Raw genomic sequence first — 23,701 nt, forward strand, 5'->3', positions numbered from 1 at the left:
GGGCGCTAAATGTGACGAGGGAGAGGCGCGATGCTGTCTACACTTGAACTACGCAATATCATTGAAAGCAGCTTTCTTCCCCAGCGGTGCCAATGCACCCAGGGGCCGGATCAGTCGCTCACCGTCAAGGTTTTCGAAAAGGGCTCCGACCGCCCGGATTTCATGGTCACCGGTATCAATACCCGCGAGCTCAACAGCAGCCGCGCGATCTCCAACCTGATCGCCGGCCTTCGACGTGATCTGTCGACGCGCCAGGGGATGAATCAGGTGGAACAGCGCCGCCGAGCCAGCGCCAGCCTCTGATCCCGCAAGATTGGTCAAGAAGCCCGCACCGCCCCAGGCCGTGCGGGTTTTTTTAATCCCGGTAGAACACCTGGACCAGGTGATAACCGAAGCGGCTTTTGACGGGGCCGTGGATCACTTTGAGCGCCTTGCGGAAGATGATCTGGTCGATTGCGCCCACCATTTGCCCGGGACGGACCTCACCGAGGTCACCGCCGCGTTTTCCGGAGGGGCAGGTGGAATGCTTGCGCGCCAGTACATCGAATGGCTCGCCCTTGGCCAGGCGCTGGCGCAGGGTTTCTGCCTCTTGGGCGGTGCGAACGAGTATGTGACGGGCCTGAGCTTTCATGGATAGTGCTGAAATAACGGAAACGGGCGCGCATGGTACTGCCTGAACGCCAGCGCGCCCACCCCGCTAGTCGCCGATCATCTGGCGCACCTTGCTGGCCAGCATTTCCAGCGTGAACGGTTTGCTCACGATGTCCATGCCTTCTTCCAGGTACGTGTCGCGATCCGCCGCCTTGTCGATATAACCGGTCATGAACAGCACCTTGAGCCCCGGCCGACGGTCGCGGGCGATTTCGGCAAGTTGCCGGCCGTTCATACCGGGCAGGCCTACGTCGGTCACCAACAGGTCGATCCGCAGCTCGGAGTCGAGCAACGGCACGGCGACTTCCGCATCGGCCGCCGGGTGGCCCCGGTAGCCCAGCTCATCCAGTACGTTAAGGATGAGCATGCGCACAGCGGGGTCGTCCTCGACCACCAGCACGCTTTCTCCCTCCTGTGCCAGCGGCGGAATGCACTCGGCTTCAAGCGTTGCCTGGGCGGCATGTGGTTCCAGATAACGCGGCAAATACAGACACACTTCACTCCCCTGGCCTAGCTCGCTCACCAGGCTTACGTGCCCGCCGCTTTGTTGGGCGAAGCCATAAATCATCGACAAGCCCAGGCCGGTACCCTGTCCTGTGGGTTTTGTGGTGAAGAACGGGTCGAACGCCTTGGTCCGGGTGGAGGCGGACATCCCGCTGCCGGTGTCTTTCACGCACAGGGTTACATAATGGCCGGGCCGCACCGGCTCCATGGGCGGGTTTTCACGGGGGTCGTCAATCAGCTGGTTGCCGCTGGTGATCAGCAGGCGCCCACCGTCGGGCATGGCGTCGCGGGCATTGATCACCAGGTTGAGCAGCGCGCTTTCCAGCTGATTAGGGTCGGTATGCACCGGCCAGACGTCGGGCGCGAGCTCCAGGCGTAGCTCGATCTGTTCGCCGGTAGTGCGTGCCAGCAGGTCTTCCAGCGAAAGCACCAAGGTATTGAGGTCGATGCGTTGACGATCCAGCGACTGCCGACGGGAAAAGGCGAGCAAGCGGTGGGTGAGGGCGGCCGCGCGCTGCGCCGAGGACAACGCAGCGTCGGCGAACCGGCCGATTTCAGCGCTGCGGCCTTTGGCAATGTAGCGGTTCATCAAATCCAGGCTCCCCATGATGCCGGTGAGCATGTTGTTGAAGTCGTGGGCGATGCCGCCAGTCAGTTGTCCCACGGCCTCCATCTTCTGTGCATGGCGCAGCAACTCCTCGGCGCGTTCACGCTCTTGCGCTTCGGCCAGAAGCCGACGGTTGGCATCGATCAGGGCGCGAGTACGTTCAGCCACGCGCTGCTCAAGCGTTTCGTTGAGCTCACGCAGCGCCTGTTCGGCCAGTTTGCGTTCGGTAATGTCGATGGACGCCCCAATGAAGCGGGCCGGGCGCCCGTGATCGTCACGGAAGCACCGCCCTCGGGCGAACACCCAGCGCCAGCCGCCATCTGCCTGAAGCAGGCGGTACTCCTCTGCGAATTCACCGCTGCCGTGCATGCAGGCCTTGATCCGACGTGCCACGAACACACGGTCTTCGGGATGGACTGCCGCAAGATAATCGCCTATCGGGCGTTGGCCGGCCTGAACAGGATCGACATTGTGCATGTACGCGAAGTGGGCATCGGCGATAAACCGATCCTCACGGATATACCAGTCCCAGGTACCTACCGCGTGGGTCGCATCCAGGGCAAGCCTCAGCCGCTCTTCAGAGGCTTGATGGGCCCGCCGTTGTTCGGCAAGGCGAGCCTCGAGCACGCCGTCGTTGACACCCGTGGAAGGGTCGGCGAGCACCGTGAGCCAGATTCCGATGACCATGCCTTTATCATCGCGCACCGGTGCAAAGTGGGCGCTGAAGCGGGCCGACACAGATGTGCCGGATGCGGGCCTTAAACCGGGTACCACGGAGCGATCGCCCTCGCTGGCTGCCTGCAGCGCCACGGCGAGGGGGTAGTCGGGCTCCGGTAGCAGATCACGCAGGGCTTGACCGGGGCGCGGTATGGGCAACTCCAGCGCCTCAACCAGGGCAGGGTTGGCAATCAGTTGGTGGTGTGCACCCCACAGCACAGCGGTGGGCACTGGCGCATTCAGCGCGATGTCTACCGCCATGCGCAGCGCTGGTGGGCATTGCGACAGTTGTTCCAGGCGCGCTGCGCTGTGGGGTGCCAGCGTAGTCGCCGGTTTGGTAACTGTCATCGGCTTACCTTCGCTTGCCATTCGATTTGCACCACAAGGCCTTTCCCAGCCAAGCTATGCGCCTTGGCGCTTATTGATTTCAACGTATTATTGGCGGACTGCATTCATGGATCTCCCGGCCCTGCTCAAACTGCTTGCCACCCAGGACGGTTCCGACCTGTACCTTTCTACCGGCGCGCCGCCCTGCGCCAAGTTCAATGGTGTGCTGCGGCCCGTGGCCGCCGAGGCGCTGAAGCCAGGGGAGGTGGCGCAGATCGCTGCGAGCATCATGGATGCCGAGCAACGGGTGGACTTCGAGCGAGAGCTGGAAATGAACCTGGCCCTGTCGCTGCCCGGCGTGGGCCGGTTCAGGGTGAACATTTTCAAACAGCGCAACGAGGTCTCCCTCGTAGCCCGTAACATCAAACTCGACATCCCATTGTTTGACGACCTCAAGCTGCCCCCCGTACTGCTGGATGTGATCCTGCGCAAGCATGGCCTGGTACTGTTCATCGGCGCGACGGGCTCGGGTAAATCCACGTCCCTCGCGGCCCTGATCGACCACCGCAACCGTAGCAGCAGTGGCCACATCATTACTATCGAAGATCCCGTGGAGTATATCCACCGCCACAAGAAGTGCATCGTGAACCAACGCGAGGTAGGTGTAGACACACGAAGTTTCCGCGCGGCGTTGAAAAATACCCTGCGCCAGGCACCCGATGTGATCCTCATCGGGGAAATCCGTGACCGCGAAACCATGGAGCATGCGCTCGCCTTCGCCGACACGGGCCATTTGGCAATCTCCACTCTTCACGCCAACAACGCCAACCAGGCACTGGACCGGATCATCAACTTCTTTCCGGAAGAGCGGCGGCCGCAATTGCTCCAGGATCTGGGTAATAACCTGCAGGCCTTCGTGTCGCAGCGGCTGGTGAAAACCGTGGATGGAAAGCGGCGCGCCGCCGTGGAGGTCATGCTCGGCACGCCGACCATTCGGGACCTGATCCACCGCAGCGAATTCGGCGAATTGAAAGGGATCATGGAAAAGTCAGTGAACCTGGGCATGCGTACCTTTGACATGGCGCTGTTCGACCTGGTTGTCGAAGGGGCCATCAGCGAAGAAGAAGCCCTGAAGAACGCCGACTCGGCCAACAATTTGCGCCTGCGCCTCAAACTGCAGCGCGACAATCCGGCCGAACGCAGTACTGCGCCGACAGCCCCGGCGGGTGCAGCGCGGCCGGGCAAACCGGATTGGGGCCTGGTAAATGACGAGGATGGCCACGGCTGACAGCGGGTCACACCATTCGCAGGCGCTGTTTGCGCGTGGGCGGTGGAAACGCAGCGTCTAGCTCCGCGAGGTCCTGCGGGGTCAGCTGCAGCCCGGCGGCCCGGGCGTTGAGGCGCACATGCACGGGGTCCACCGCTTTCGGGATAGCCATTACATTGCCGCTGCGGATGACCCAGGCCAGGCACACTTCAGGCGGCGTTACCTTGTGCCGCACGGCGATCTGCTGTAGGGCCGGGTGTTCCAGAAAGCGCCCGCCCTGGGAGAGCGGGCAGTACGCCATGATCGGCGTATCGTTCTCGGCCGCCCAAGGCAACAGGTCGTATTCGATTCCACGGGCTTCCGGGTTGTACAGCACCTGATGGGTTGCACAATTGTCCAGCGGCGTGCCTTGGAGGTCCGGCAGGTCGAAGTTGGACAATCCCCACGCGCCGATCTTGCCGGCCTCGCGAAGTTGCTCGAAGCCTTCGATGGTTTCCTCGAGCGGGTACTCCCCCGGCCAGTGCAGCAGGTAAAGGTCCAGGCGTTCCACACCCAGGCGTTGCAGGCTGCGTTCACAGGCGGCGATCACGCCATTACGGCTGGCGTTATGCGGGTACACCTTGCTCACCAGGTACAGCGGTTCGGTATTGCCGCGAAGGGCTTCGCCTACCACCCGCTCGGCCTCGCCTTCGCCGTACATTTCCGCGGTATCGATCACCTTCAGGCCCAACTCCAGGCCCAGGCGCAAGGCTGCAATTTCATCCTGCCGGCGGCTTGGGTCCTCGCCCATGCGCCAGGTGCCCTGGCCGATCGGAGGAAGGGCCTGGCCGGCCAGTGTTACAGCTCGCATAGTGATCTCCTTGCGGGGTCATGAGAGGGCGGGATCTGCCGGTACGGCCAGCGTGGCCAGCAGCACATCCCCCAATACCTGGGCAGCGCTGGACAGCTGGTGGTCAGCAAGCCGCATCATTCCGATTCGCCTTTCAATCCGAGGTTCCTCCAATGGCATGCAATGGGCGCCCGACTCTTCCATCTGCTGGCTGCACAATGCCGGCACTGCACTTACGCCCAGGCCGCAGGCTACCATCCGGCCTACGGTGCTCAGCTGATGGCTCTCGAACGCTACGGCCAGGCCACCGTGGCGCTCGCGCAGGTCGGCCTCGAGCAACAAGCGCACCGCGGACGGCCGTTGAAGGGTAATGAAATCCGCTTCCAGCAGTTCAGCCCACGTCACGCTGCTCAGTTGGGCCAAGGGGGAGTCCCGCGGCACCACGGCGACGAAGCGGTCTGTAAACAGCGGCTGAAATACCAGGGAGCGCAACGACTCAGGCTCGAATCCGATACCCAACTCCACGCGGCGCTGGCGCACCATTTCCACCACTTGCTCGTTGACCACGTCATGGACGGCTACATTGACGTTAGGGTGCAGGTCTTTGAAGCGACGCAGGGCCTTGGGCAGGAGATTTCCGGCAAAGGAGGGCATGGCCGCGATGGAGACTTTTCCTCGCTGCAGTGTGAAGTGCTGGCGCATCAACTCCTCGGTGTTGTCCCAGTCGGCAAGTAGCCGTCGTGCCAGCGGCAGCAAGGTTTCGCCCTCCGGCGTAAGCCGTACGCTGCGTGTGCTGCGAACGAGCAACGGCCCGCCAAGGTTTTCTTCCAGCGCTTTGATGGTCAGGCTAAGGGCCGGCTGGGACAGGTGCAGCCGCTCGCCGGCCTGAGCGAAGCTGAGAGTTTGGGAAATGGTCACAAATGCACGAAGCTGCCGGGGATTCATTAAATTTCCATATCAATGGATCAGTAAATCAAACTTATCAAATCAGCCAGCGGGGCGGAAGATAAGTCAGCGCCAGCCCCTCGGCAATCAATAACAACAGTAAAAGGCAGACCTCCATGGCCGGACTCGACAAACGGGTATACAGCTACGAAGAGGCCCTCGCAGGGCTTACCGACAACATGACCGTGCTATCCGGCGGCTTCGGCCTGTGCGGCATTCCGGAGAATCTCATCGCCCAGATCAAGCGTATGGGCGTGCGCGGCCTCACGGTGGTGTCCAACAACTGCGGCGTCGATGGCTTTGGGCTAGGCGTGCTGCTCGAGGACCGCCAGATCCGCAAGATGATTGCCTCTTACGTGGGCGAGAACGCGCTGTTCGAGCGCCAGTTGCTCGATGGCGAGCTGGAAGTGGAGCTTACCCCCCAAGGCACCCTGGCTGAAAAAATGCGCGCCGGCGGCGCGGGCATCCCTGCGTTCTATACCGCAACCGGCTACGGCACGCCGGTAGCCGAAGGCAAGGAAGTACGCGAATTCAATGGGCGGCATTACATTCTCGAGCAAGCCATCACGGGTGATTTCGCCATTGTGAAGGGCTGGAAAGCGGACCATTTCGGCAACGTGGTTTACCGCCACACTGCTCAGAACTTTAACCCCCTTGCGGCCACGGCTGGCCGCATCACGGTGGTGGAAGTAGAAGAAATCGTGGCGCCCGGCATGCTGGAGCCCAGCCAGATTCATACCCCGGGCATCTTCGTGGACCGAGTGATACAGGGCCAATTCGAAAAACGTATCGAAAAACGCACCCTGAAGGCGTGATCGCACCCTATACGAGGCTCTGTAAAATGGCACTTACCCGTGAACAAATGGCGCAACGCGTCGCTCGCGAACTGCAGGACGGTTTTTATGTAAACCTGGGGATTGGCATTCCCACGCTGGTCGCCAACTACGTGCCCGAGGGCATGGATGTAATGTTGCAGTCAGAAAACGGCTTGCTGGGGATGGGAGCGTTTCCCACCGAACAAACCGTGGACGCCGACATGATCAATGCCGGTAAACAAACCGTGACCGCGCGCACGGGTGCATCGATTTTCGATTCTGCCACCTCCTTCGCGATGATTCGCGGCGGCCATGTAGACCTTACCGTGCTGGGTGCCTTCGAGGTGGATGTCGAGGGCAATATCGCCTCCTGGATGATCCCCGGCAAGCTGGTGAAGGGTATGGGCGGGGCCATGGATCTGGTGGCCGGGGCGGACAACATCATTGTGACCATGACCCATGCGTCAAAGGACGGCGAATCCAAACTGCTGCCGCGCTGCAGCCTTCCACTGACTGGCGCGGGTTGTATCCGCAAGGTGCTTACCGACCTGGCGTGGCTGGAGATCGAGGACGGCGCGTTCGTTCTGCGCGAGCGCGCACCGGGCGTGAGCGTGGAAGAAATCGTCGCCAAAACCGCTGGCAAACTGGTTGTTCCCGCTGAAGTCCCTGAAATGGTGTTCTGAAGCGCTACCCTGTTGTCGTGAGCGCGTCGCTACTCAAGGGCTCCACGCCGCCCTCGGGTAGCGGCGCGTTCACGGTTTTACCTATAACGACAATAAAGGTTCTGCCCATGTCTGCTTCGCTGGAAGACAGCCGTTTCGCCCGCTTCGCCCTTCGGTGCTCGCACTTCGCCGAGCGCTGGTTTCCCGACTCTTATGTGTTTGCCGCGTTGGCGGTGGTCGTGGTGGCCCTCGCCGCGCTGGCCATCGGAGGTACGCCCACGGCGACCGCCGCCGCGTTCGGTGACGGCTTCTGGAGCCTGATCCCCTTTACCATGCAGATGGCCTTTGTGGTGATCGGTGGCTACGTGGTTGCCAGCTCGCCGCCGGCGGCGCGGCTGATCGAGCGCTTGGCGCGCCTGCCCCGCAATGGCCGTTCAGCCGTGGCCTGGGTGGCGCTGATCTCGATGGTGGCCTCGCTGCTGAACTGGGGGCTGTCGCTGGTATTCGGCGGCTTGCTGGTGCGTGCGCTGGCGCGCCGTGAGGACCTGCGCATGGATTACCGTGCCGCCGGGGCCGCTGCCTATCTGGGGTTGGGCGCGGTGTGGGCGTTGGGGCTGTCATCGTCGGCGGCCCAGCTTCAGGCCAACCCGGCCAGCCTGCCACCGTCGATCCTGGCAATTACCGGTGTTATTCCGTTCACCCAGACGATTTTCATGTGGCAGTCCGGATTACTGTTGCTGGCATTGGTCGTCGTGTCTCTGGTCGTGGCCTACGCTACGGCGCCTGGCCCGGCCACGGCGAAGGATGCGCGTGCATGCGGTGTCGAGCCGGTCTTCAGCCTGCCCCAGCTACCGAAGCGGGAGCGCCCGGGTGAATGGCTCGAATACAGCCCCGTGCTGACCTTGATCCTGGTGGTGCTGGCCGGGGGATGGTTGGCGAAGGAGTTCGCCAGCAAGCCGGCGATCACGGCTATTTCCGGGCTGAACACCTACAACTTCCTGTTCATCATGTTGGGCGCGCTGTTGCATTGGCGGCCGCGCAGCTTCCTTGATGCCGTGGCCCGGGCAGTACCGACCACCACGGGGGTGCTGATTCAGTTCCCGTTGTATGGCTCTATTGCCGCGATCATGACAACGGTAAAAGGCAGTGATGCGCAGACCGTGGCCCACCACATCTCGACGTTCTTTGTGCAGATCGCAACGCATGACACTTATGCGTTGCTGATGGGCGTGTACTCGGCGGTGCTGGGCTTCTTTATTCCGTCCGGGGGCGGGAAGTGGATCATTGAAGCACCTTACGTGATGCAGGTTGCCAATGACCTGCAGTATCACCTGGGCTGGGCCGTACAGATCTACAACGCCGCCGAGGCGCTGCCTAACCTTATCAACCCTTTCTATATGCTGCCCTTGCTGGGCGTACTGGGGCTCAAGGCGCGGGAGCTGATCGGCTTCTCCTTCGTGCAACTGCTGGTGCATGCGCCGCTGGTGTTGCTGCTGTTGTGGCTGCTCGGCGGGACGTTGGCCTATGTGCCACCTGTGATGCCCTGAAATGACACTGCCCTCGCGATGCGAGGGCAGTGGGGCAGGCCAGGGCCTATGTCACACAATCAGCAGGGGTGCATCTAGCCGCCATCGGTGTCGATGTCGGCATCCTTGGGCTTGTACAGCTTCTCCTCATCCTGCTCGGGCTCAAAGTCCGGGCTGAAGGTGTTCCCTTCCGGGGTTGAGGGGTCATCGCTTTCAGGCTGGCCTGAAGCGCGGTCGTCCGGTTCGCGGGTGGTCATCATTGCCTCCGCTTACTTATCGGTGCCAGTGCCTTCAGAGCCAGTGCCGCCCATTCCCGTCTTGCCATTGGTGGGCTTGGTATCACTGCCCTGAGGCGTCGTTACATCAGCATTGCTGCCTGGCTTGGGCGAGGTCGCGGTGGAGCCATCGGTGTTGCGGTTCGGCAGGGCGCCGGTTCCGGTTCCGGTTGCGCCCCCTTTATTGGCAGGCAAGGTCCCCGGTGTGGTGGGGTCGGTGGTGCCAGTGCTGGAATCGGCCAGGGCGAAAGTACTGCCAGCGCCCAGAGCGGCGGCCAGGAAAAGGGTAGTAAGGCGTTTGCTGATCATGTTCGTCTCCAGTATGAAAGACACATGACTTAAGGCGATCAACGGAGCGCAAGGTGCCAGCGAAGCGACGAATGGTCAGTGGCTGGGCGCGCGGAGGAGGGCAAAAAATCAGTTCGCAAGCTACGCCCTTTCGCCTGTGAAAGCTGGAGGCGTAGCTCGCGAATGGGGGTCAGACCACCATCGACAGCAGCATGATCAGGATGATGCCCACCACCGAGAGGATGGTTTCCATCATGCTCCAGGTCTTGAAGGTTTCTTCCACAGTCATGTTGAAGTACTGCTTCACCAGCCAGAAGCCAGCATCGTTCACGTGCGACAGGATCACCGAACCGGCGCCGGTGGCCAGCACCAGCAATTCGCGGTTCACGTCCGGGATCAGGGTCACTACGGGTGCGACGATGCCCGCGCCGGTGATGGTCGCAACGGTCGCCGAACCGGTAGCCACGCGGATCACCGCCGCCACCAACCAGGCCAGCAGCAGCGGGTTGATCTGCGCGTGCACCGCCATCTGGCCGATCACGTTACCCACGCCGGTATCCACCAGCATCTGCTTGAAACCGCCGCCGGCGCCCACGATGAGGATGATCGCCGCGGTGGGCGCCAGGCTCTGGTCGAGCAGTTTCATCACTTGCTGGCGAGAGAAGCCACGGGCAAAGCCGAAGGTGTAGAAGGCCAGCAGCAGCGCGGCGAGGAGGGCGGTGATCGGGTGGCCGATCAGGTCCATCCAAACCCGCACCACATGGTCTGCAGGCAGTACCACGTCGGCGAAGGTCTTGAGCAGCATCAAAAATACAGGCAGCAGCACAGTGACCAGGGTCACGGTGAAGCTGGGCAGGTCCCGCGCAGTGGATTCCTTGGCGATCTGGTCCATCAACTCCTGGGAGGGGTTGCCCGGCACGTAGCGGGAGATGAAGGAGCCAAACAGCGGGCCGGCGATCATGGCGGTGGGCAAACCTACCAGCAGCCCGTAGAAAATGGTCTTGCCGATGTCAGCACCGAACACGCCAATGGCCAGCAGCGGGCCCGGGTGCGGCGGCACTAGGCCATGCACCACCGACAGGCCGGCGAGCAGCGGAATCCCCACCTTCACCAACGACACGCCTGAACGGCGGGCGACGATGAACACCAGTGGGATCAGCAGCACAAAGCCGATCTCGAAGAACAGCGGAATCCCGACCAGAAACGCCGAGAACATCATGGCCCAGTGCACGTAGCGCACGCCGAACCAACGGATCAGGGTTTGCGCGATCTGGTCGGCGCCGCCCGAATCCGCCATCAGCTTGCCCAGCATGGTGCCGAGCGCGAGCACGATACCGACGAAGCCAAGCACGCCACCAAAGCCGTCCTGGAACGACTTCATCACCTTCGCAACCGGCATGCCGGAGGTAAGGCCAAGGAAGCCGGCGGCCAGGGTAAGCGCCACGAAGGGGTGAACCTTCAGTTTGGTGATCAGCAAAATCAGGCCGACGATGGTAACCAGGGCGTCGATCATCAAAAAGGTATCAAGGGGCAAACCAAACATGGTTCAGGGCCTCGTATTGTGATTATTAAGGGCACAGAAGGGGGCGCCAGCGGTATCGCAGCCGGCCTGGCTGTGATCGTCGGCACCGTTTTCCCGCAGCCAGCCATCGACGTGCTCTGCAAGCTCGGCGATCGGCTCTGCAGCGTTGACGGTCAGGGTGAAGGCTTCGCCGGTGGGCGATTCAAGTGTGGCGAACTGGCTGTCCACCAAGCTGGGCGGCATGAAGTGGCCCGGCCGGTGAGACACCCGGTAAGCCGCTTCCTCGCGGGTCAGTTCAAGGAACACGAAGCCCAGTTCCGGAACCGCCGCGCGCAGCGTCTCGCGATAACGGCGCTTGAGCGCTGAACAGGTCAGCACGGGGCGTTCGCCCTTGGCGACCCAGGCCGCCAGCTCTTCGCCGAGCCGTTCGAGCCAACCGGCGCGGTCGGCGTCATCCAGGGGAATGCCAGCGCTCATTTTTTCAATGTTGGCGGCGGGATGAAACGCGTCGCCTTCGATCAGCCGGCCGCCGCTGCGCTCGACGATAGCCGCGCCCACGCTACTCTTGCCGCAGCCGGACACGCCCATCACCACCAGCGCGCTGAGGGGAGAAACCATCTTTACCTCCAGCGGGGTAGCGCTGTCTCGGAAGAGGTCGACAACCGTTCCGCTGACGCCACACCCAGTTTTGTTGTTGGTATTGTCAAAGCGGTATGACAGCTTCGACCGCGGCAGGGGCACGATTGTGCATTGCTCCCCGCCTGAGACAGCGCTACCTTAGCCAAATTCCTACAATTCGCAAGCGTAAATTCCTACACTGCGCCTCCTGACGTCGTTGCTACCTGGAACCCGCACCATGGCCCGCCCCGGCACCCGTACTACCGGTCGTCCCACGCTTACTGAAGTCGCTCGCTTGTCCGGCGTCTCTCCCATCACTGCATCAAGGGCCCTGCGCGGGGTGAGCACCGTGGCGCCAGAGCTCGCCGAGCGTGTACGGCATGCGGCGACCAGCCTGGGGTACATCGCCAACCCGGCCGCGCGCGCGCTGGCCTCAGCGCGAAGCCATTCGGTGGTGGTGCTGATCCCTTCGCTGTCCAATCACTTGTTTATCGACACCTTGGAAGCCATCCACGAGGTGCTACGGCCCCGCGGAATGGAAGTGCTTATTGGCAACTACCATTACGACGAGAGCGAGGAAGAAAACCTCATTCGCAATTACCTGGCCTACCAGCCTGCAGGGATGCTGCTCACCGGTGTACAGCGCACCGAGGCGAGCCAGCGAATGCTCGCGACCGCCAACGTGCCTTGCGTGCACATGATGGAGCTCAGCGGCGATGACCGCTTGGCCTGCGTGGGGTTTTCCCAGGAGCAGGCCGGCGCCGTGGCGGCGCGGCACCTGCTTGACCGCGGGCGAACCCGGTTGGCGTATGTAGCGGCGCAGCTGGACCCGCGGGTCATGCGCAGGGCCGATGGCTTCCGTAGCGCATTGGCTGCTGCAGGGCTGCACGATCCGGCATTGGAGTTGATGTCGCCGCTGCCCTCATCGATCGAACTGGGGGGCGCGCTGTTCCGTCAGTTGCTTGAGCAACATCCGGAGGTGGACGGAGCGTTCTTTTGTAACGACGACCTGGCCCAGGGCGCCATCTATGAGGCCCAGCGCCTGGGTGTGAAAATTCCCGATCAGGTGGCAATGGTGGGCTTCAACGACCTGCCGACCTCCGCGCACATGGTGCCCCGGCTGACTTCCATTCGCACGCCCCGCGCTGAGATCGGCCGCCAGGCTGCCTTGCTGCTGCTGGCAAGGCTGGACGGCCGGCCGCTGCAAACAGGCCCTCAGGACCTCGGTTTTGAGTTGATTGTCAGGGAAAGCTGATGACCGGTCACCGGAACGCCGGTGATTTCAGTGAACTCTGCTCCAGATCATTGCGTCCTCAATAGTGTAGGGCGATGTGAGCTCGCTACAGGCAGCGCGCATCAACAGTCCACTTCCTTTGAGGAGCGACATGATGACCATACCAAACCAGTCACCGACGCCGAAGGGCGCGGACCGTGCACAAGATCATCTGCATAACCTGAGCGAGGAAGCCAGTTCTGCGGTAGGCGACCTGAAAGAGCAGGGTACCCAGAAGTACGAACAGTACCGTGACCTGGCCGCCGATCAGATCGAAGGGTTGGTGGAAGGCGCACAGTCTGCCGCCTCCGCGATGGAGGGGCATGACACGCTGGGGCTGTCACAGGGCCTGGCGGATGTCGCTACCAGCCTGGGCGAATTTGCCGAGCGCATGCGCAACAAGAGTGCCGAGGAGCTGTTGCAGGAAGGCGCTCGGGTAGCGCGGGAGAACCCGGTGCTGTTCCTCGCGGGTACCGTGGTCGTTGGCTTTGCGCTGTCACGTTTCCTGCGCGCCTCGACGCCAGCCTCTAGCGCATCGGATAGCGACAATGGGCTGGGCGCGCTGGCACCGAGCCCAACCGAAGCCTATGGCGCTTCGGACCCGTACGAGACGTCTCAGCCCGAACAGAGCGCCGTTCCAGCGGCCCGTACCAGTGCAGCTAGCCCATTGCCTGCGGCGGATCCGCTCGGTGAAGCGGCGACTTATCCGACCTTGGACAAGCCCGTGGACCCGCTCAATAAAGGAGGCCTGGTATGAACGTAGACACTCGCACGACGAACCAAGCGGCCCAGCCCACGCAAATGCGCCGTGACGGTACCGTACACACCCCGGAAGGGGACGCCAGTGTAATCGGCTTGCTGCGCCAGCTGACCCATGAAGTACCCGCGCTCTTCACCAAGGAACTGGCACTGGCCAAGGCCGAGATGGAAAACAGCCTCGGCACCCTGAAGGCGGGCATTGCCGCCGTGGCTGGCGGGGCAATTGTACTGCTCGCCGGCTTTATCGTACTGCTGATGGCGGCGGTGTACGGGCTTAGTACTGTGCTTGAGCCCTGGGCCGCAGCGCTGATCGTGGGCGGTATCGTGGTAGTGATCGGCTTTGTGATGATCCAGGCCGGTAAGAAGCAGTTCGAGCCTTCTCACTTCAAGCCCGACCGCACGCTTAATGCCTTGGACAAGGACCAACAAACCTTGCGGAGTAAAATGCCATGACTTCTTCGATTACCGCGCAGTCGCACAAAAGCCCGGAAACGCTTGAGCATGAGATTGACCAGCAGCGGGCCAATATCAGCAGCATCGTCGACGCCCTTGAGAGCAAGCTGACCCCCGGCCAGTTGTTTGATCAGGCTTTGGCGTACACCAAGGGCAATGGTGGCGAGTTCTTTCAGAACCTTGGCACTACCGTGAAAAACAACCCGATCCCTACGGTACTGGCAAGCCTGAGCCTGGCGTGGTTGGCAATGAACCAGAATCGCCCGATCGCTCCAGCGCGGGTACACACCGGCCCAAGCCTGATGGACCGCGCCAGCGCCGCCGCGAGCAAGGTAGGCCAGGCAGTGGACAGCGCCAAGGAACAGCTCCGCGGGGCGGCCGACACGGTGACTTCGCGTGCCTCGTCCGTGGCCGACAGCGTGACCGCGCGAACCTCGGCTGTGAAGGACAAGGCAGGCAACTGGCGTGACGGTGCGAGTGATCGGCTGGCTGACGGCAGCGAACGGCTCAGCCGCAGTACCCACGACCTGACCGCTCAGGCTCGGGAGACCGGCGCACAGGCGAAAGGGCAGTTCGAACATATGCTTCGGGAACAGCCGCTGGTACTGGCCGCTATCGGCCTGGCCCTTGGGGCTGCTGTGGGTGCGGCACTGCCTTCGACGCGCCATGAAGATCGCCTGTTGGGTAAAACCAGCGACCGCTTGACCGACCAGGCCAAAGCCAAGGCTCGTGAGGTGAAGGAAACCGTTACCGCTCAGGCCAGCACCGTCGTTGACGAAGCCCGAGGGCATGACTCGGCTAGCAGCACGGTGAACCCGCCATACAAAGGTGGGGACACCGACCTGTCGCGTGGCCTGGGTACTCATCACTGAAAACGTTTCATTCCGGTTTTAACGCCCGGTTGCCGATTGGCACCGGGTTTTTTTTCGCCTTCAGGTTATTATCGTCAAAATACCGACGCTAATGGGCGACATTCGGCGTGTTGACCTTGCTTTCCGCCAATTTATATACCAGTCTGCCTGCGTGCGTTCCCGAGGCTGGGGCAAGGATGCACATAAAAATGACAGCAAATGGCCGGTAGTGGCGGAATGAAATCGAACTGCTACGGTCTGAGACTCGGTTTTCACACTTGGTAACGCCTTAATGCGCCTGACACTTGATCCTCGCAATGACATCGACGCGGCTCTTCTGAAGTATCGGCGGGGTTTCTGGTCACTGGCGATCTTCAGCGGCGTCATCAACCTGTTGGTCCTCGTCCCGTCCCTTTACATGATGCAGGTGTACGACCGGGTACTGACCAGCCGTAATGAAACCACGTTGCTGATGCTCACGCTGATTGCGATCGGACTGTTTTTGCTCAGCGGGGTGATCGAGTGGCTGCGCGGGCAGGTGATGATCCGCATGAGCGCCGGCATCGATGCCAACCTTGCGCAACGACTGTTCGACGCGGCCTTTACTCGCAGCCTGCGTAAAACCGACAGCAACCCGGCGCAGGTGTTCGGTGACCTCACCCAGGTACGGCAGTTCATCACTGGCCAAGGCCTGCTGGCCATGCTCGATGCCCCATGGTTGCCAGTGTTCATGGTGATTGCCTTCCTGTTCCACCCCTGGTTCGGTGTGCTTTCCCTGGTCGTGGCCCTTACATTGGTGGTGCTTGCCTTGTGGGGCGAGCTGTCCACGCGGCCCAGCCTGGCCCAGGCCAACGCTCTGTCCATGAAGGCCAACCTCTATGTGAACAGCAGCTTGCACAATGCCGAGGTGATCCAGGCCATGGGTATGTTGCCAGCCTTGCGCAAGCGTTGGGGCTGGCTGCAACAAGGGATGATTGCCTCCCAGGCGGTGGCCAGCGATCGCGGTGCGCGGATCAGCGCCATGACCCGTTTCGTACGGATCGCGGCGCAGTCCCTCTCGCTCGGCCTGGGGGCGTTGCTGGTACTGGAAGGGCAGATCTCCGGCGGCATGATGATCGCCATGTCCCTGTTGTTGGGCCGGGCGCTGGCACCGGTAGAAGTAGCCATTGGCTCGTGGAAACAATTCGTCGGTGCGCGCCAGAGCTATCGCAGGCTCAGTGACCTGCTGGCCGAGGAGCCTGTTGCCGTGCCGCCCATGGCGCTGCCTGCACCTACCGGCGCGCTGAAGGTCGAGCAACTGCAAGTGGCCGCGCCGAACTCGCAAGAGCCGATCATTCGCGGGCTCGATTTCGAACTCGCCAAAGGCGAGATCCTGGCCGTTATCGGCCCGAGCGCATCGGGCAAATCCAGCCTGGCGCGGGCCCTCGTGGGCATCTGGCCACCGCTTGCAGGAGCCGTGCGCCTCGATGGCGCGCCGTTGGATCAATGGGCGCCCGAGGACCTGGGCCCGCACCTGGGCTATCTGCCGCAGGACATCGAACTGTTCGATGGCAGCGTGGCCGAGAACATCGCCCGTTTTGGTGAACTGGACTCCGAACCGATCATCCAGGCCGCGCGCCATGCCGGGATTCACGACATGATCCTGCGCTTCCCGCAGGGCTACGACACGGTGCTCGGCCCAGGTGGGCAGGGGCTGTCAGGCGGGCAGAAGCAACGCATCGGGCTGGCGCGGGCCGTGTTCAAGCAACCGGCATTGATCGTGCTGGATGAGCCCAATTCCAACCTCGATGAAGCCGGCGAGAAGGCATTGGTGCATGCGCTGCGCGCGCTGAAAAACGCTGGCAGCACCATCATCATGATCACCCACCGGCCCAGCGTGCTGGGCGTGGTCGACAAAATCCTGGTGCTTAACGAAGGGCGCCAGCAGCTGTTTGGCACCCGTGACCAGGTGCTCAAGGCGGTGCTCCCGCCGGCCAGCGCACCTTCACCGGTAAGAGAGGCACGTTCCGATGCGTGATGTCACTGCGCGGCGCCCCTTGGCGCCGGTTACTCCGATCAGTTCCGAAACCGCCAATGCCGATGCCGCCAGTACAGCGCGCAAGGGGCTGTGGTTTCTGCTGATCGCTTTGGGCGGGTTTTTCCTGTGGGCGTTTCTTGCCCCGCTGGACCAAGGCATGGTGGGGCAGGGCAAGGTGGTAGTCGCCGGGGAGCGCAAGACGGTACAGCCACTGGTGGGCGGCGTGGTCGAGAAAATCCTCGTCAACGAAGGCGACCTCGTAAGCCCGGGGCAGCTGCTTGTGCAGCTCAATACCGTCCAGGCGAGATCCCAGCTTGAGGTCACACTTGGCAAGCTGCTCAATGCGCGGGCCACGGAAGCGCGCCTCACGGCTGAGCGGTTACGCCAGGACACGATCGAGTGGCCCCAGGACTTGCTGGAACATGCAGCCGACCCGCGGGCGAAGGCCGCCATGGCCCTCCAGCAAAACCTGTTCCTCACTCGCAAGGCGGAGTTGGCCAGCCGCCAAGGGATCGTGGACCACGAGGTGACATCCCTCAGCCAGCAGCTGCGGGCATATCGCCAGGTGAAGACCAACTACGATGCCCAGATGAGTTTCCAGAAGGAAGAGCTCAACGGGCTGCGCGACCTCGCCCAGGAAGGCTACGTGCCGCGGGCCAAGCTGTTCGAGGCCGAGCGCAATACCGCTCAGTTGTCGGGCCAGATCGCCTCAGCCATTGGCGACATCGGCAAGACCGAACAGTCCATCAACGAGAGCAAGCTCAAGGCCATGCAGCAGGAGCAGGAATTCCGCCGCGACGCGGAAAGTCAGCTAAGTGATGTGTCGGCGGAGGCCTCTGGCTACGCCGATCAGATCCGCGCCTTGCAGTTTGAAGTGGACAACGGTTCGCTGCGCGCGCCGGTGGCCGGTGAAGTGATGAACCTGACTGTGCATACCATCGGCGGTGTAGCCACGGCCGGGCAAGCATTGATGGAAGTGGTGCCGGTAGGCACGCCCCTGGCGATCACCGCCCGGTTCCCGCCAATGCTGGCCAACAAACTGCGGCCCGGGTTGCCGGTGCAGGTGCACTTCACGGCCTTGCAGCGCGTGGACACACCTACCGTGACGGGCACGGTCATGACCGTTTCCGCCGACCAGTTGATCGACGAGCAGACCCATCAACCGTACTTCTCGGCGAAAGTCGAAATACCGGCTGACACGTTGCCCAAGCTGCAAGCCAAAGGCTTGCCGGTGAAGCCGGGGATGATGGCGGACGTGACGGTAATCACGGGCGAGCGCACCTTGGTCAATTACCTGATGAAACCCTTGCGTGAGCGTTTGCTCGCAGCCTTCAAGGAAGAATGAATGAGGAACCGCTGGCTTGCGTTAACCCTTTTGTGCCTGGCCATGCAGGCCCATGCTCAAAGCCCTGAAACTGACCATTTGACCCTGATGCAGCTGTATGACGCCTCGCGGCTCAACGACCCCGTCATGCGCTCGGCGGACTTCTCCCACCGCGCGGCGCAGAACGAGGAAGCCATCGGCCTCGGCGGCCTGCTACCGCAATTGTCGCTCAGCTCACGCTACGGCAAGGGTGGCCGTACCGACGGTGGCACCGATGAAAGCTACGTGGACAGCGACGACTATCAGTCAAACAGCATGTCGCTGATCGCCCAGCAGCCGATCTACGATAAAGGTCGTTGGGCGGCCTATCAGCAAGGCAAGGCCCGCGGTGAGCTGGGTGAGGTGCAATACGATGTGGCCACCCAGGCGCTGTTTGATCGCGTGGCCAAAGCCTACTTCGCCGTGGCGAGGGTGGAAAACGAGCTGAAGTTGATCGCGCAACAAAAGGCGGCCATCGCCGGGCTGGTGAAACAAAGCCAGCGGCTGCTCGACAAGGGCCAGGGCGCAATCACCGACGTGGACGAAGCGCAGGCGCGCTATGACCTGGTGGAAGCTCAGGAAGCCGAGAATCAGGCGCAGCGGATAGCCGCCCTGCGTACGCTATCGGGGCGCGGCAGCCTGCCGCTGCTGGAAATCACACCGATGCGCGAGTTGCCCCCGGACAGTAACCCATTGAGCGATACCCAGGACCTTGGCTATTGGACAACCCTGGCCCGAGAGGCGAGCCCGGAGCTGGCGGCCCGCTTGGCCCAGGTGAAAGTGGCCGAAACCCAGGCCGACTCGGAAAAGGCCGGGCACTACCCGACGCTGTCGCTGACCACGCAGTTGACCCGCCGGGACAATACGCAATATCAGGAACTGTCGCCTCGCCAGGACAGTTACTACGTAGGCCTCGCGCTGGACATCCCGCTGTATCGCGGCGGTGCCATCAGCGCTTCGGTGCGCCGGGCAACCGAAGCATTGGCCGGGGCCCAGGCGGACGCTGACGCGCAGCGTCAGCAGTTGAGCGAAGACGTGGAAACCGCGTACGCCGGTGTAGTTGCCGGGTTCGCCAAATGCCGCGCCACGCAGCGGGCGGTGGAGTCCAACCAGCGGGCGCTGGTATCCACCGAAAAGGGCTTTCAGGGCGGTGTGCGTTCTACCGTGGATATTCTCGACGCCCAGCAACGGTTGTTCGAAGCCCGCAGGGACCTGTTGAACGCCAAGCTGGACATGCTGCAAAGCTACGTCACGCTGCATGTTCATACCGGCCAGATGGACCGCGCCGTGCTGAGCCACGTGGAGGCGATGTTCTGATTTTCAGGACACCGCTTTCAGAAACACCGGCCAGTCGACGTTTCGGCCGCACAGCACCACCGCCAGCCGTTTGCCCTTCAGGCTACGCGCGACCTTGAGGGCGCCCGCCAGAGACACGCCGGCGGCGCCTTCGACGATCCAGTGTTCATCCACGGCCACGGCGCGCATGGCCCAGCGGATTTCTTCTTCTGTCACCAGCACGCTGCGGTCAAGCAGCCGGCGGCAGAGGTCGAAGGTTACGGCACCTGGGTAGATGCCGCCGATATTGCTGCTGCAGATGCTGACCTCTTCCGGCACCGATACGATTTTTCCGGCTTCCAGCGACCGGTACATGGGGGCCGATTGCTCAGGCCAGCAACCGATAATCTCCGCGCCAGGGTTAAGCCGTGACAGGGCCGTACCCAGCCCGGAAACCAGGCCCCCTCCACCGACGGAGGCGAACACGGCGTCGAGTTCCGGTAGCTGCTCGTTCAGCTCTACCCCCACGGTGCCTTGGCCCGCAATCACCGCAAGGTCATTGTAGGGGGATACGTAAGTCCTGCCCTGCTGGCTTGCCTGCTGCTCCGCCTCCAGCTCAGCGTCAAGAGAAGTGCCGGGCACTGTTATCACGGTCGCACCCAGCGCCCGCATGGCCTCCACCTTGTAAGGCGAGGTTTTGTTCGGTGTGTAGATCGTAACCTCCACGCCTGCAACCCTGCCTGCCAATGCCACGCCCCCACCATGATTGCCCGACGTGGCGGCGATCACCCCCTGGGCACGCTCCGCTGGCGAAAGTAGCCTGAGCTTGTTGAACGCACCGCGGTACTTGAATGACCCGGTATGCTGCTGATGCTCGCATTTGAGATACACCTCGCAACCGGTGGCCGCCGATAAGCGCTCGCTGAATGTCAATGGGGTCACGGCCACCGCCGGGCGCATGGCGGAATGTGCGGCGATGATGTCCCGGTACAATTTGTCGAGCAGTGCGTCCGTGCTTTCTGTCGTCTCGGTCATTCTCGCTCCAGGGGAATAAACGCTCAGGTCAATAGTCAGCCTGCGCCGCGCCAGCGGTGACGAAGGGCCTCGGTAAAGATGAGTGTAGTGGTGCTTCTCGAGTTCAGCCGCAAGCAGAGTGAACCCTGCGAGTGCGGGGCGCCTCGAATGAGCGTGAACCCTGAAGGAGAGCGGAAATGAACGATCCACGGCAGCAGCAACATCCTGGCCAGACGCCCGCCGATTACGATGAATACGGCGATGAACCGCAGCGGGACGAACCGGGCCATGAGGATACCGGGGACTCATCGCCCCTGAAGCCAGACGAGGCGCTCACAGACCCCGCTTGAGCCGGTGGGCTTGAGCCAGCTAGAAGGCGAACGATTCGCGGCGATCGGGCACTGGCAGCCGGATTTCGGCATTGCGCAGTGGGTTGCGGGGCGTTGCCTCGGCCTGGGCTGGTGCCTCTACCGCTGCCTCTGCGGGCGGGACCTGAGCGGGACTGCGCCGGCTGGCCTTGCGGACCGAACGCTTGGGTGGTGACAGGGGCTTGACCGCAGCCAGGGCGCTTGCGCTATCGCTCATGGGCGTTGTGCGCCACGAAGTGCTCAGGCTCCTGGCCTGCGCAACCAGGTCGGCCACGCCGCCCGTGCGGATAATCCCTCCTGCACCATTGGCCAGTACATCTACCCCACAGGCGCTATGGCTAGCGATTGTGCGATTCTCGTCTACGGCGATGGTTTGCACGAAATTGGGATCGGCCACGGTGACAGTAAAGCGCTGCTGCGCCAGTGGCGCGGTCAGGATGGTCAGCGTAGCGGTGCGGCAGGCGGAATAGAAATACAGGTTGCCAGTGCGCTGCAGGTCCAGATGACGGGTTTCGATAGCATCGGCTGGCACTGGGTCGAACACGATATCAAATGCCAGCTGGCGGCCCGCACCTTCGACGATGCCGGACACTGGGACCCGATCCGGGCGGGCGCTGGGCAACAACGCCTGGGTGTCGATGGTGAATGCAAGGCCGGTAATCGCCGGGCCGGAAGCGGGCAGGGCGAGAGGCACGGTTGCGTTATCGCTTGAGCTGGCGCGCGCGGTAGGGTGCAAGGCCAACGAGCTTACCAGGTTGCTATTCCCGATCTTGGTGAGCTGCAGCGCAGTGCCTGCGGTGCCAGGCACCTCTCGGATACCGAAATCAGTGCCATCGCCCACGGCTTCCGAGGGCACGGAAGTCACTTGTGCTCGCTCGCCTGCGCTGGCCTGCACGAGAAGCAGGCTACGTGCGAGGGTAAATTTAGTCAGCCCGGCGTAGTCGCCCTGTGGAGCGCTACCGCCGTCCGAGAACGCAGTGTATTGCAGGGGCGGGCCTTGCACGCATCCGCTCAGCAATGGATAGCCCATGACGAGCGCCAGCACAGATCTGGTTCTCATGATTGTTCACCTCTAATGCAATCCAATTGCGCCGCGACGCCTCCATGGCGCCGTTCGACTGAAGGAAACATATCCTTGCCGGTCGTCGCTGTCCAGTGACAAAAGCCGGAACTGGAAACGTTTTCTACTGTCGCGTTCCAAAGTGACCGGGCAGTCCATTTTGCCATCACTGAGTACGCAAGGGCCCTGTCGGACAACTGCAGTAAGCCATCGCCCCAAATAGCGGGTTGGAAAGCAAGTATTAGCAAAAAAATCCGCCAGCGGGTGCTGGTGCTCGCATAGCTTGTACGATAACGTAGCACCATCTGCCGCCGACCTGATGTGGCAGCCCGCATAATGATAAGAAGTGGGAGTGCTCAGCATGCATGCCAGCAAGAAAACGCATGTGCGTTATCTGATTCTGTTCCTGTTGTTTGTGGTAACCACGATCAACTACGCCGACCGGGCGACCATCTCGATCGCCGGTTCGAATATCCAGAAAGACCTTGGTATCGACCCGCTCACGCTCGGCTTTATCTTCTCCGCTTTCGGTTGGGCCTATGTGGCCGGGCAAATCCCCGGCGGCTGGTTGCTCGACCGCTTCGGCTCCAAGAAGGTATATGCCGCCAGCATCTTTACCTGGTCCGTGTTCACTATCCTGCAGGGCTTCGTAGGCTTCATGCCCGTCGCTACCGCGGTCATGGCTTTGTTTACGTTGCGCTTTCTGGTGGGGTTCGCCGAGGCACCGTCATTCCCGGGTAATGCGCGGATCGTCGCCGCCTGGTTCCCCACTGCGGAACGCGGCACGGCGTCGGCCATCTTCAACTCCGCGCAATACTTCGCCACCGTATTGTTCGCGCCGCTGATGGGCTGGATCGTCCATGCCTGGGGGTGGGAGCATGTGTTTATCGTGATGGGCGGCCTGGGCGTGGTATTCGCCGGCATCTGGATGAAATTCCTGCACAACCCCGGCCAGCACCCAATGATCGGCGAGGAGGAGTATCGCCACATCGCGGACAACGGCGGGTTGGTCGACATGGACCAGCCCGGCCAGAAGCGAGCCGGGCCGCAGTGGGGCTATGTACGCCAGCTGTTGTCCAGCCGCATGATGCTGGGGATTTATCTGGGCCAGTACTGCATCAATGGCATTACCTACTTTTTCCTTACCTGGTTCCCGGTGTACCTGGTGCAGGAGCGGGGCATGACTATCCTGAAGGCAGGGTTCGTGGCTTCGCTGCCGGCCATCTGCGGCTTTATCGGCGGAGTGCTCGGCGGAGTCATCTCGGACTGGCTGCTGCGCCGAGGCCACTCGCTGACCTTCGCCCGCAAGTTGCCAATCGTATGCGGCTTGCTGCTCTCGACCACTATGGTGCTGTGCAACTACGTAGAGCTCGATGCGCTGGTGGTCGGCTTCATGGCGCTGGCCTTCTTCGGCAAGGGCGTGGGTGCGCTGGGTTGGGCGGTGATGTCCGACACCTCGCCACGGCAGATCGCCGGTATCAGCGGCGGCCTGTTCAATATGTTCGGTAATGTGGCCTCGATCACTACCCCTATCGTGATCGGCTACCTGATTTCCACCACCGGCTCGTTCAAGTGGGCACTGGTGTATGTCGGCGCCAACGCGTTGGTGGCCGTGTTCAGTTACCTGGTGATCGTAGGGCCTATCCGCCGCGTGCAGTTGCGCGATGCTGAAGGCCGCCCATTGCTCGAATCACAACCCGTACAAGCCTGATGAC

The 23,701-nt window shown here is 62.1% G+C and carries 24 protein-coding genes; 14 read left to right on the forward strand and 10 right to left on the reverse strand.

Annotation, left to right across the window (positions count from 1 at the left end; genetic code table 11):
* The first annotated feature begins 30 nt into the window (after positions 1–30).
* Positions 31–303, forward strand: a complete 273-nt coding sequence (locus LG385_RS08940; RefSeq protein WP_181111939.1) for a DUF1652 domain-containing protein — start codon at positions 31–33, stop codon at positions 301–303.
* Positions 304–355: 52 nt separating this feature from the next.
* Here the strand turns inward: LG385_RS08940 and LG385_RS08945 are convergent, their stop codons facing one another.
* Both LG385_RS08945 and LG385_RS08950 read right to left on the reverse strand, forming a co-directional pair.
* Positions 356–631 (reverse strand): peptidylprolyl isomerase, encoded by a 276-nt coding sequence (locus tag LG385_RS08945; protein ID WP_225773972.1) that lies wholly within the window; start codon positions 629–631, stop codon positions 356–358.
* A 66-nt stretch (positions 632–697) separates the two neighbouring features.
* On the reverse strand, positions 698–2,827 hold the full coding sequence (locus tag LG385_RS08950; protein WP_413247311.1) for a response regulator: 2,130 nt from the start codon (positions 2,825–2,827) through the stop codon (positions 698–700).
* Between the two features lie 106 nt (positions 2,828–2,933).
* On the opposite strand from LG385_RS08950, the gene LG385_RS08955 reads away from it, so the two are divergent.
* On the forward strand, positions 2,934–4,094 hold the full coding sequence (locus LG385_RS08955; RefSeq protein WP_225773973.1) for a PilT/PilU family type 4a pilus ATPase: 1,161 nt from the start codon (positions 2,934–2,936) through the stop codon (positions 4,092–4,094).
* Between the two features lie 7 nt (positions 4,095–4,101).
* Here LG385_RS08955 and LG385_RS08960 read toward each other — a convergent pair whose 3' ends face one another.
* Positions 4,102–4,923 carry an aldo/keto reductase gene (locus tag LG385_RS08960; RefSeq protein WP_225773974.1) on the reverse strand — a complete coding sequence of 274 codons (822 nt, stop codon included), beginning with the start codon at positions 4,921–4,923 and terminating at the stop codon, positions 4,102–4,104.
* Positions 4,924–4,941: 18 nt separating this feature from the next.
* Positions 4,942–5,847 (reverse strand): LysR family transcriptional regulator, encoded by a 906-nt coding sequence (locus tag LG385_RS08965; protein ID WP_225773975.1) that lies wholly within the window; start codon positions 5,845–5,847, stop codon positions 4,942–4,944.
* A 116-nt stretch (positions 5,848–5,963) separates the two neighbouring features.
* Between LG385_RS08965 and LG385_RS08970 the strand changes: the two genes are divergently transcribed.
* From LG385_RS08970 to LG385_RS08980, 3 genes are all read left to right on the forward strand, one after another.
* On the forward strand, positions 5,964–6,662 hold the full coding sequence (locus tag LG385_RS08970) for a CoA transferase subunit A (protein ID WP_225773976.1): 699 nt from the start codon (positions 5,964–5,966) through the stop codon (positions 6,660–6,662).
* 26 nt (positions 6,663–6,688) lie between these two features.
* Positions 6,689–7,345, forward strand: coding sequence for a CoA transferase subunit B (locus LG385_RS08975; protein WP_225773977.1), 657 nt, complete (start codon positions 6,689–6,691; stop codon positions 7,343–7,345).
* 107 nt (positions 7,346–7,452) lie between these two features.
* Positions 7,453–8,871: a short-chain fatty acid transporter gene (locus LG385_RS08980; RefSeq protein ID WP_225773978.1), complete on the forward strand. Its 1,419-nt coding sequence runs from the start codon at positions 7,453–7,455 to the stop codon at positions 8,869–8,871.
* Positions 8,872–8,945: 74 nt separating this feature from the next.
* Here LG385_RS08980 and LG385_RS08985 read toward each other — a convergent pair whose 3' ends face one another.
* From LG385_RS08985 to LG385_RS09000, 4 genes are all read right to left on the reverse strand, one after another.
* Positions 8,946–9,107 carry a hypothetical protein gene (locus LG385_RS08985; RefSeq protein ID WP_225773979.1) on the reverse strand — a complete coding sequence of 54 codons (162 nt, stop codon included), beginning with the start codon at positions 9,105–9,107 and terminating at the stop codon, positions 8,946–8,948.
* Between the two features lie 12 nt (positions 9,108–9,119).
* The gene (locus tag LG385_RS08990) at positions 9,120–9,434 is read right to left on the reverse strand and encodes a hypothetical protein (RefSeq protein WP_181111949.1); all 315 of its coding nucleotides are present in this window, start codon (positions 9,432–9,434) and stop codon (positions 9,120–9,122) included.
* Positions 9,435–9,603: 169 nt separating this feature from the next.
* A complete protein-coding gene (locus LG385_RS08995; RefSeq protein WP_181111950.1) occupies positions 9,604–10,956 on the reverse strand; it encodes a GntP family permease in 1,353 nt (450 codons plus the stop codon).
* A gap of 3 nt (positions 10,957–10,959) precedes the next feature.
* Positions 10,960–11,553 (reverse strand): gluconokinase, encoded by a 594-nt coding sequence (locus LG385_RS09000; protein ID WP_181119757.1) that lies wholly within the window; start codon positions 11,551–11,553, stop codon positions 10,960–10,962.
* 238 nt (positions 11,554–11,791) lie between these two features.
* Between LG385_RS09000 and LG385_RS09005 the strand changes: the two genes are divergently transcribed.
* The 7 genes from LG385_RS09005 to LG385_RS09035 all read left to right on the forward strand — a co-directional run bounded on the left by LG385_RS09005 (position 11,792) and on the right by LG385_RS09035 (position 19,586).
* Positions 11,792–12,808 carry a LacI family DNA-binding transcriptional regulator gene (locus LG385_RS09005; RefSeq protein ID WP_225773980.1) on the forward strand — a complete coding sequence of 339 codons (1,017 nt, stop codon included), beginning with the start codon at positions 11,792–11,794 and terminating at the stop codon, positions 12,806–12,808.
* A 130-nt stretch (positions 12,809–12,938) separates the two neighbouring features.
* Positions 12,939–13,583, forward strand: a complete 645-nt coding sequence (locus LG385_RS09010) for a hypothetical protein (protein WP_225773981.1) — start codon at positions 12,939–12,941, stop codon at positions 13,581–13,583.
* Positions 13,584–13,627: 44 nt separating this feature from the next.
* Positions 13,628–14,038: a phage holin family protein gene (locus tag LG385_RS09015; protein ID WP_181112197.1), complete on the forward strand. Its 411-nt coding sequence runs from the start codon at positions 13,628–13,630 to the stop codon at positions 14,036–14,038.
* On the forward strand, positions 14,035–14,910 hold the full coding sequence (locus tag LG385_RS09020) for a DUF3618 domain-containing protein (protein ID WP_225773982.1): 876 nt from the start codon (positions 14,035–14,037) through the stop codon (positions 14,908–14,910). The genes LG385_RS09015 and LG385_RS09020 overlap by 4 nt, the downstream gene beginning before the upstream one ends.
* A gap of 271 nt (positions 14,911–15,181) precedes the next feature.
* Positions 15,182–16,906, forward strand: a complete 1,725-nt coding sequence (locus tag LG385_RS09025; protein ID WP_225773983.1) for a type I secretion system permease/ATPase — start codon at positions 15,182–15,184, stop codon at positions 16,904–16,906.
* Positions 16,899–18,251 (forward strand): HlyD family type I secretion periplasmic adaptor subunit, encoded by a 1,353-nt coding sequence (locus LG385_RS09030; protein ID WP_225773984.1) that lies wholly within the window; start codon positions 16,899–16,901, stop codon positions 18,249–18,251. The genes LG385_RS09025 and LG385_RS09030 overlap by 8 nt, the downstream gene beginning before the upstream one ends.
* 42 nt (positions 18,252–18,293) lie before the next feature.
* Positions 18,294–19,586 (forward strand): TolC family outer membrane protein, encoded by a 1,293-nt coding sequence (locus LG385_RS09035; protein ID WP_225776202.1) that lies wholly within the window; start codon positions 18,294–18,296, stop codon positions 19,584–19,586.
* A 3-nt stretch (positions 19,587–19,589) separates the two neighbouring features.
* On the opposite strand, the gene LG385_RS09040 is transcribed toward LG385_RS09035, so the two are convergent.
* Positions 19,590–20,579, reverse strand: a complete 990-nt coding sequence (locus tag LG385_RS09040) for a threonine/serine dehydratase (RefSeq protein WP_225773985.1) — start codon at positions 20,577–20,579, stop codon at positions 19,590–19,592.
* A 176-nt stretch (positions 20,580–20,755) separates the two neighbouring features.
* Between LG385_RS09040 and LG385_RS09045 the strand changes: the two genes are divergently transcribed.
* The gene (locus LG385_RS09045; protein WP_181111959.1) at positions 20,756–20,908 is read left to right on the forward strand and encodes a hypothetical protein; all 153 of its coding nucleotides are present in this window, start codon (positions 20,756–20,758) and stop codon (positions 20,906–20,908) included.
* A 19-nt stretch (positions 20,909–20,927) separates the two neighbouring features.
* Here LG385_RS09045 and LG385_RS09050 read toward each other — a convergent pair whose 3' ends face one another.
* Complete coding sequence (locus tag LG385_RS09050) at positions 20,928–21,986, reverse strand: hypothetical protein (RefSeq protein ID WP_225773986.1); 1,059 nt, start codon at positions 21,984–21,986, stop codon at positions 20,928–20,930.
* A gap of 361 nt (positions 21,987–22,347) precedes the next feature.
* Between LG385_RS09050 and LG385_RS09055 the strand changes: the two genes are divergently transcribed.
* Positions 22,348–23,697, forward strand: a complete 1,350-nt coding sequence (locus LG385_RS09055) for an MFS transporter (RefSeq protein ID WP_225773987.1) — start codon at positions 22,348–22,350, stop codon at positions 23,695–23,697.
* The last annotated feature ends 4 nt before the right edge of the window (positions 23,698–23,701 follow it).

This window comes from Pseudomonas sp. Marseille-Q5115 (genome assembly GCF_916618905.1).
Classification (GTDB): domain Bacteria; phylum Pseudomonadota; class Gammaproteobacteria; order Pseudomonadales; family Pseudomonadaceae; genus Aquipseudomonas; species Aquipseudomonas japonica_A.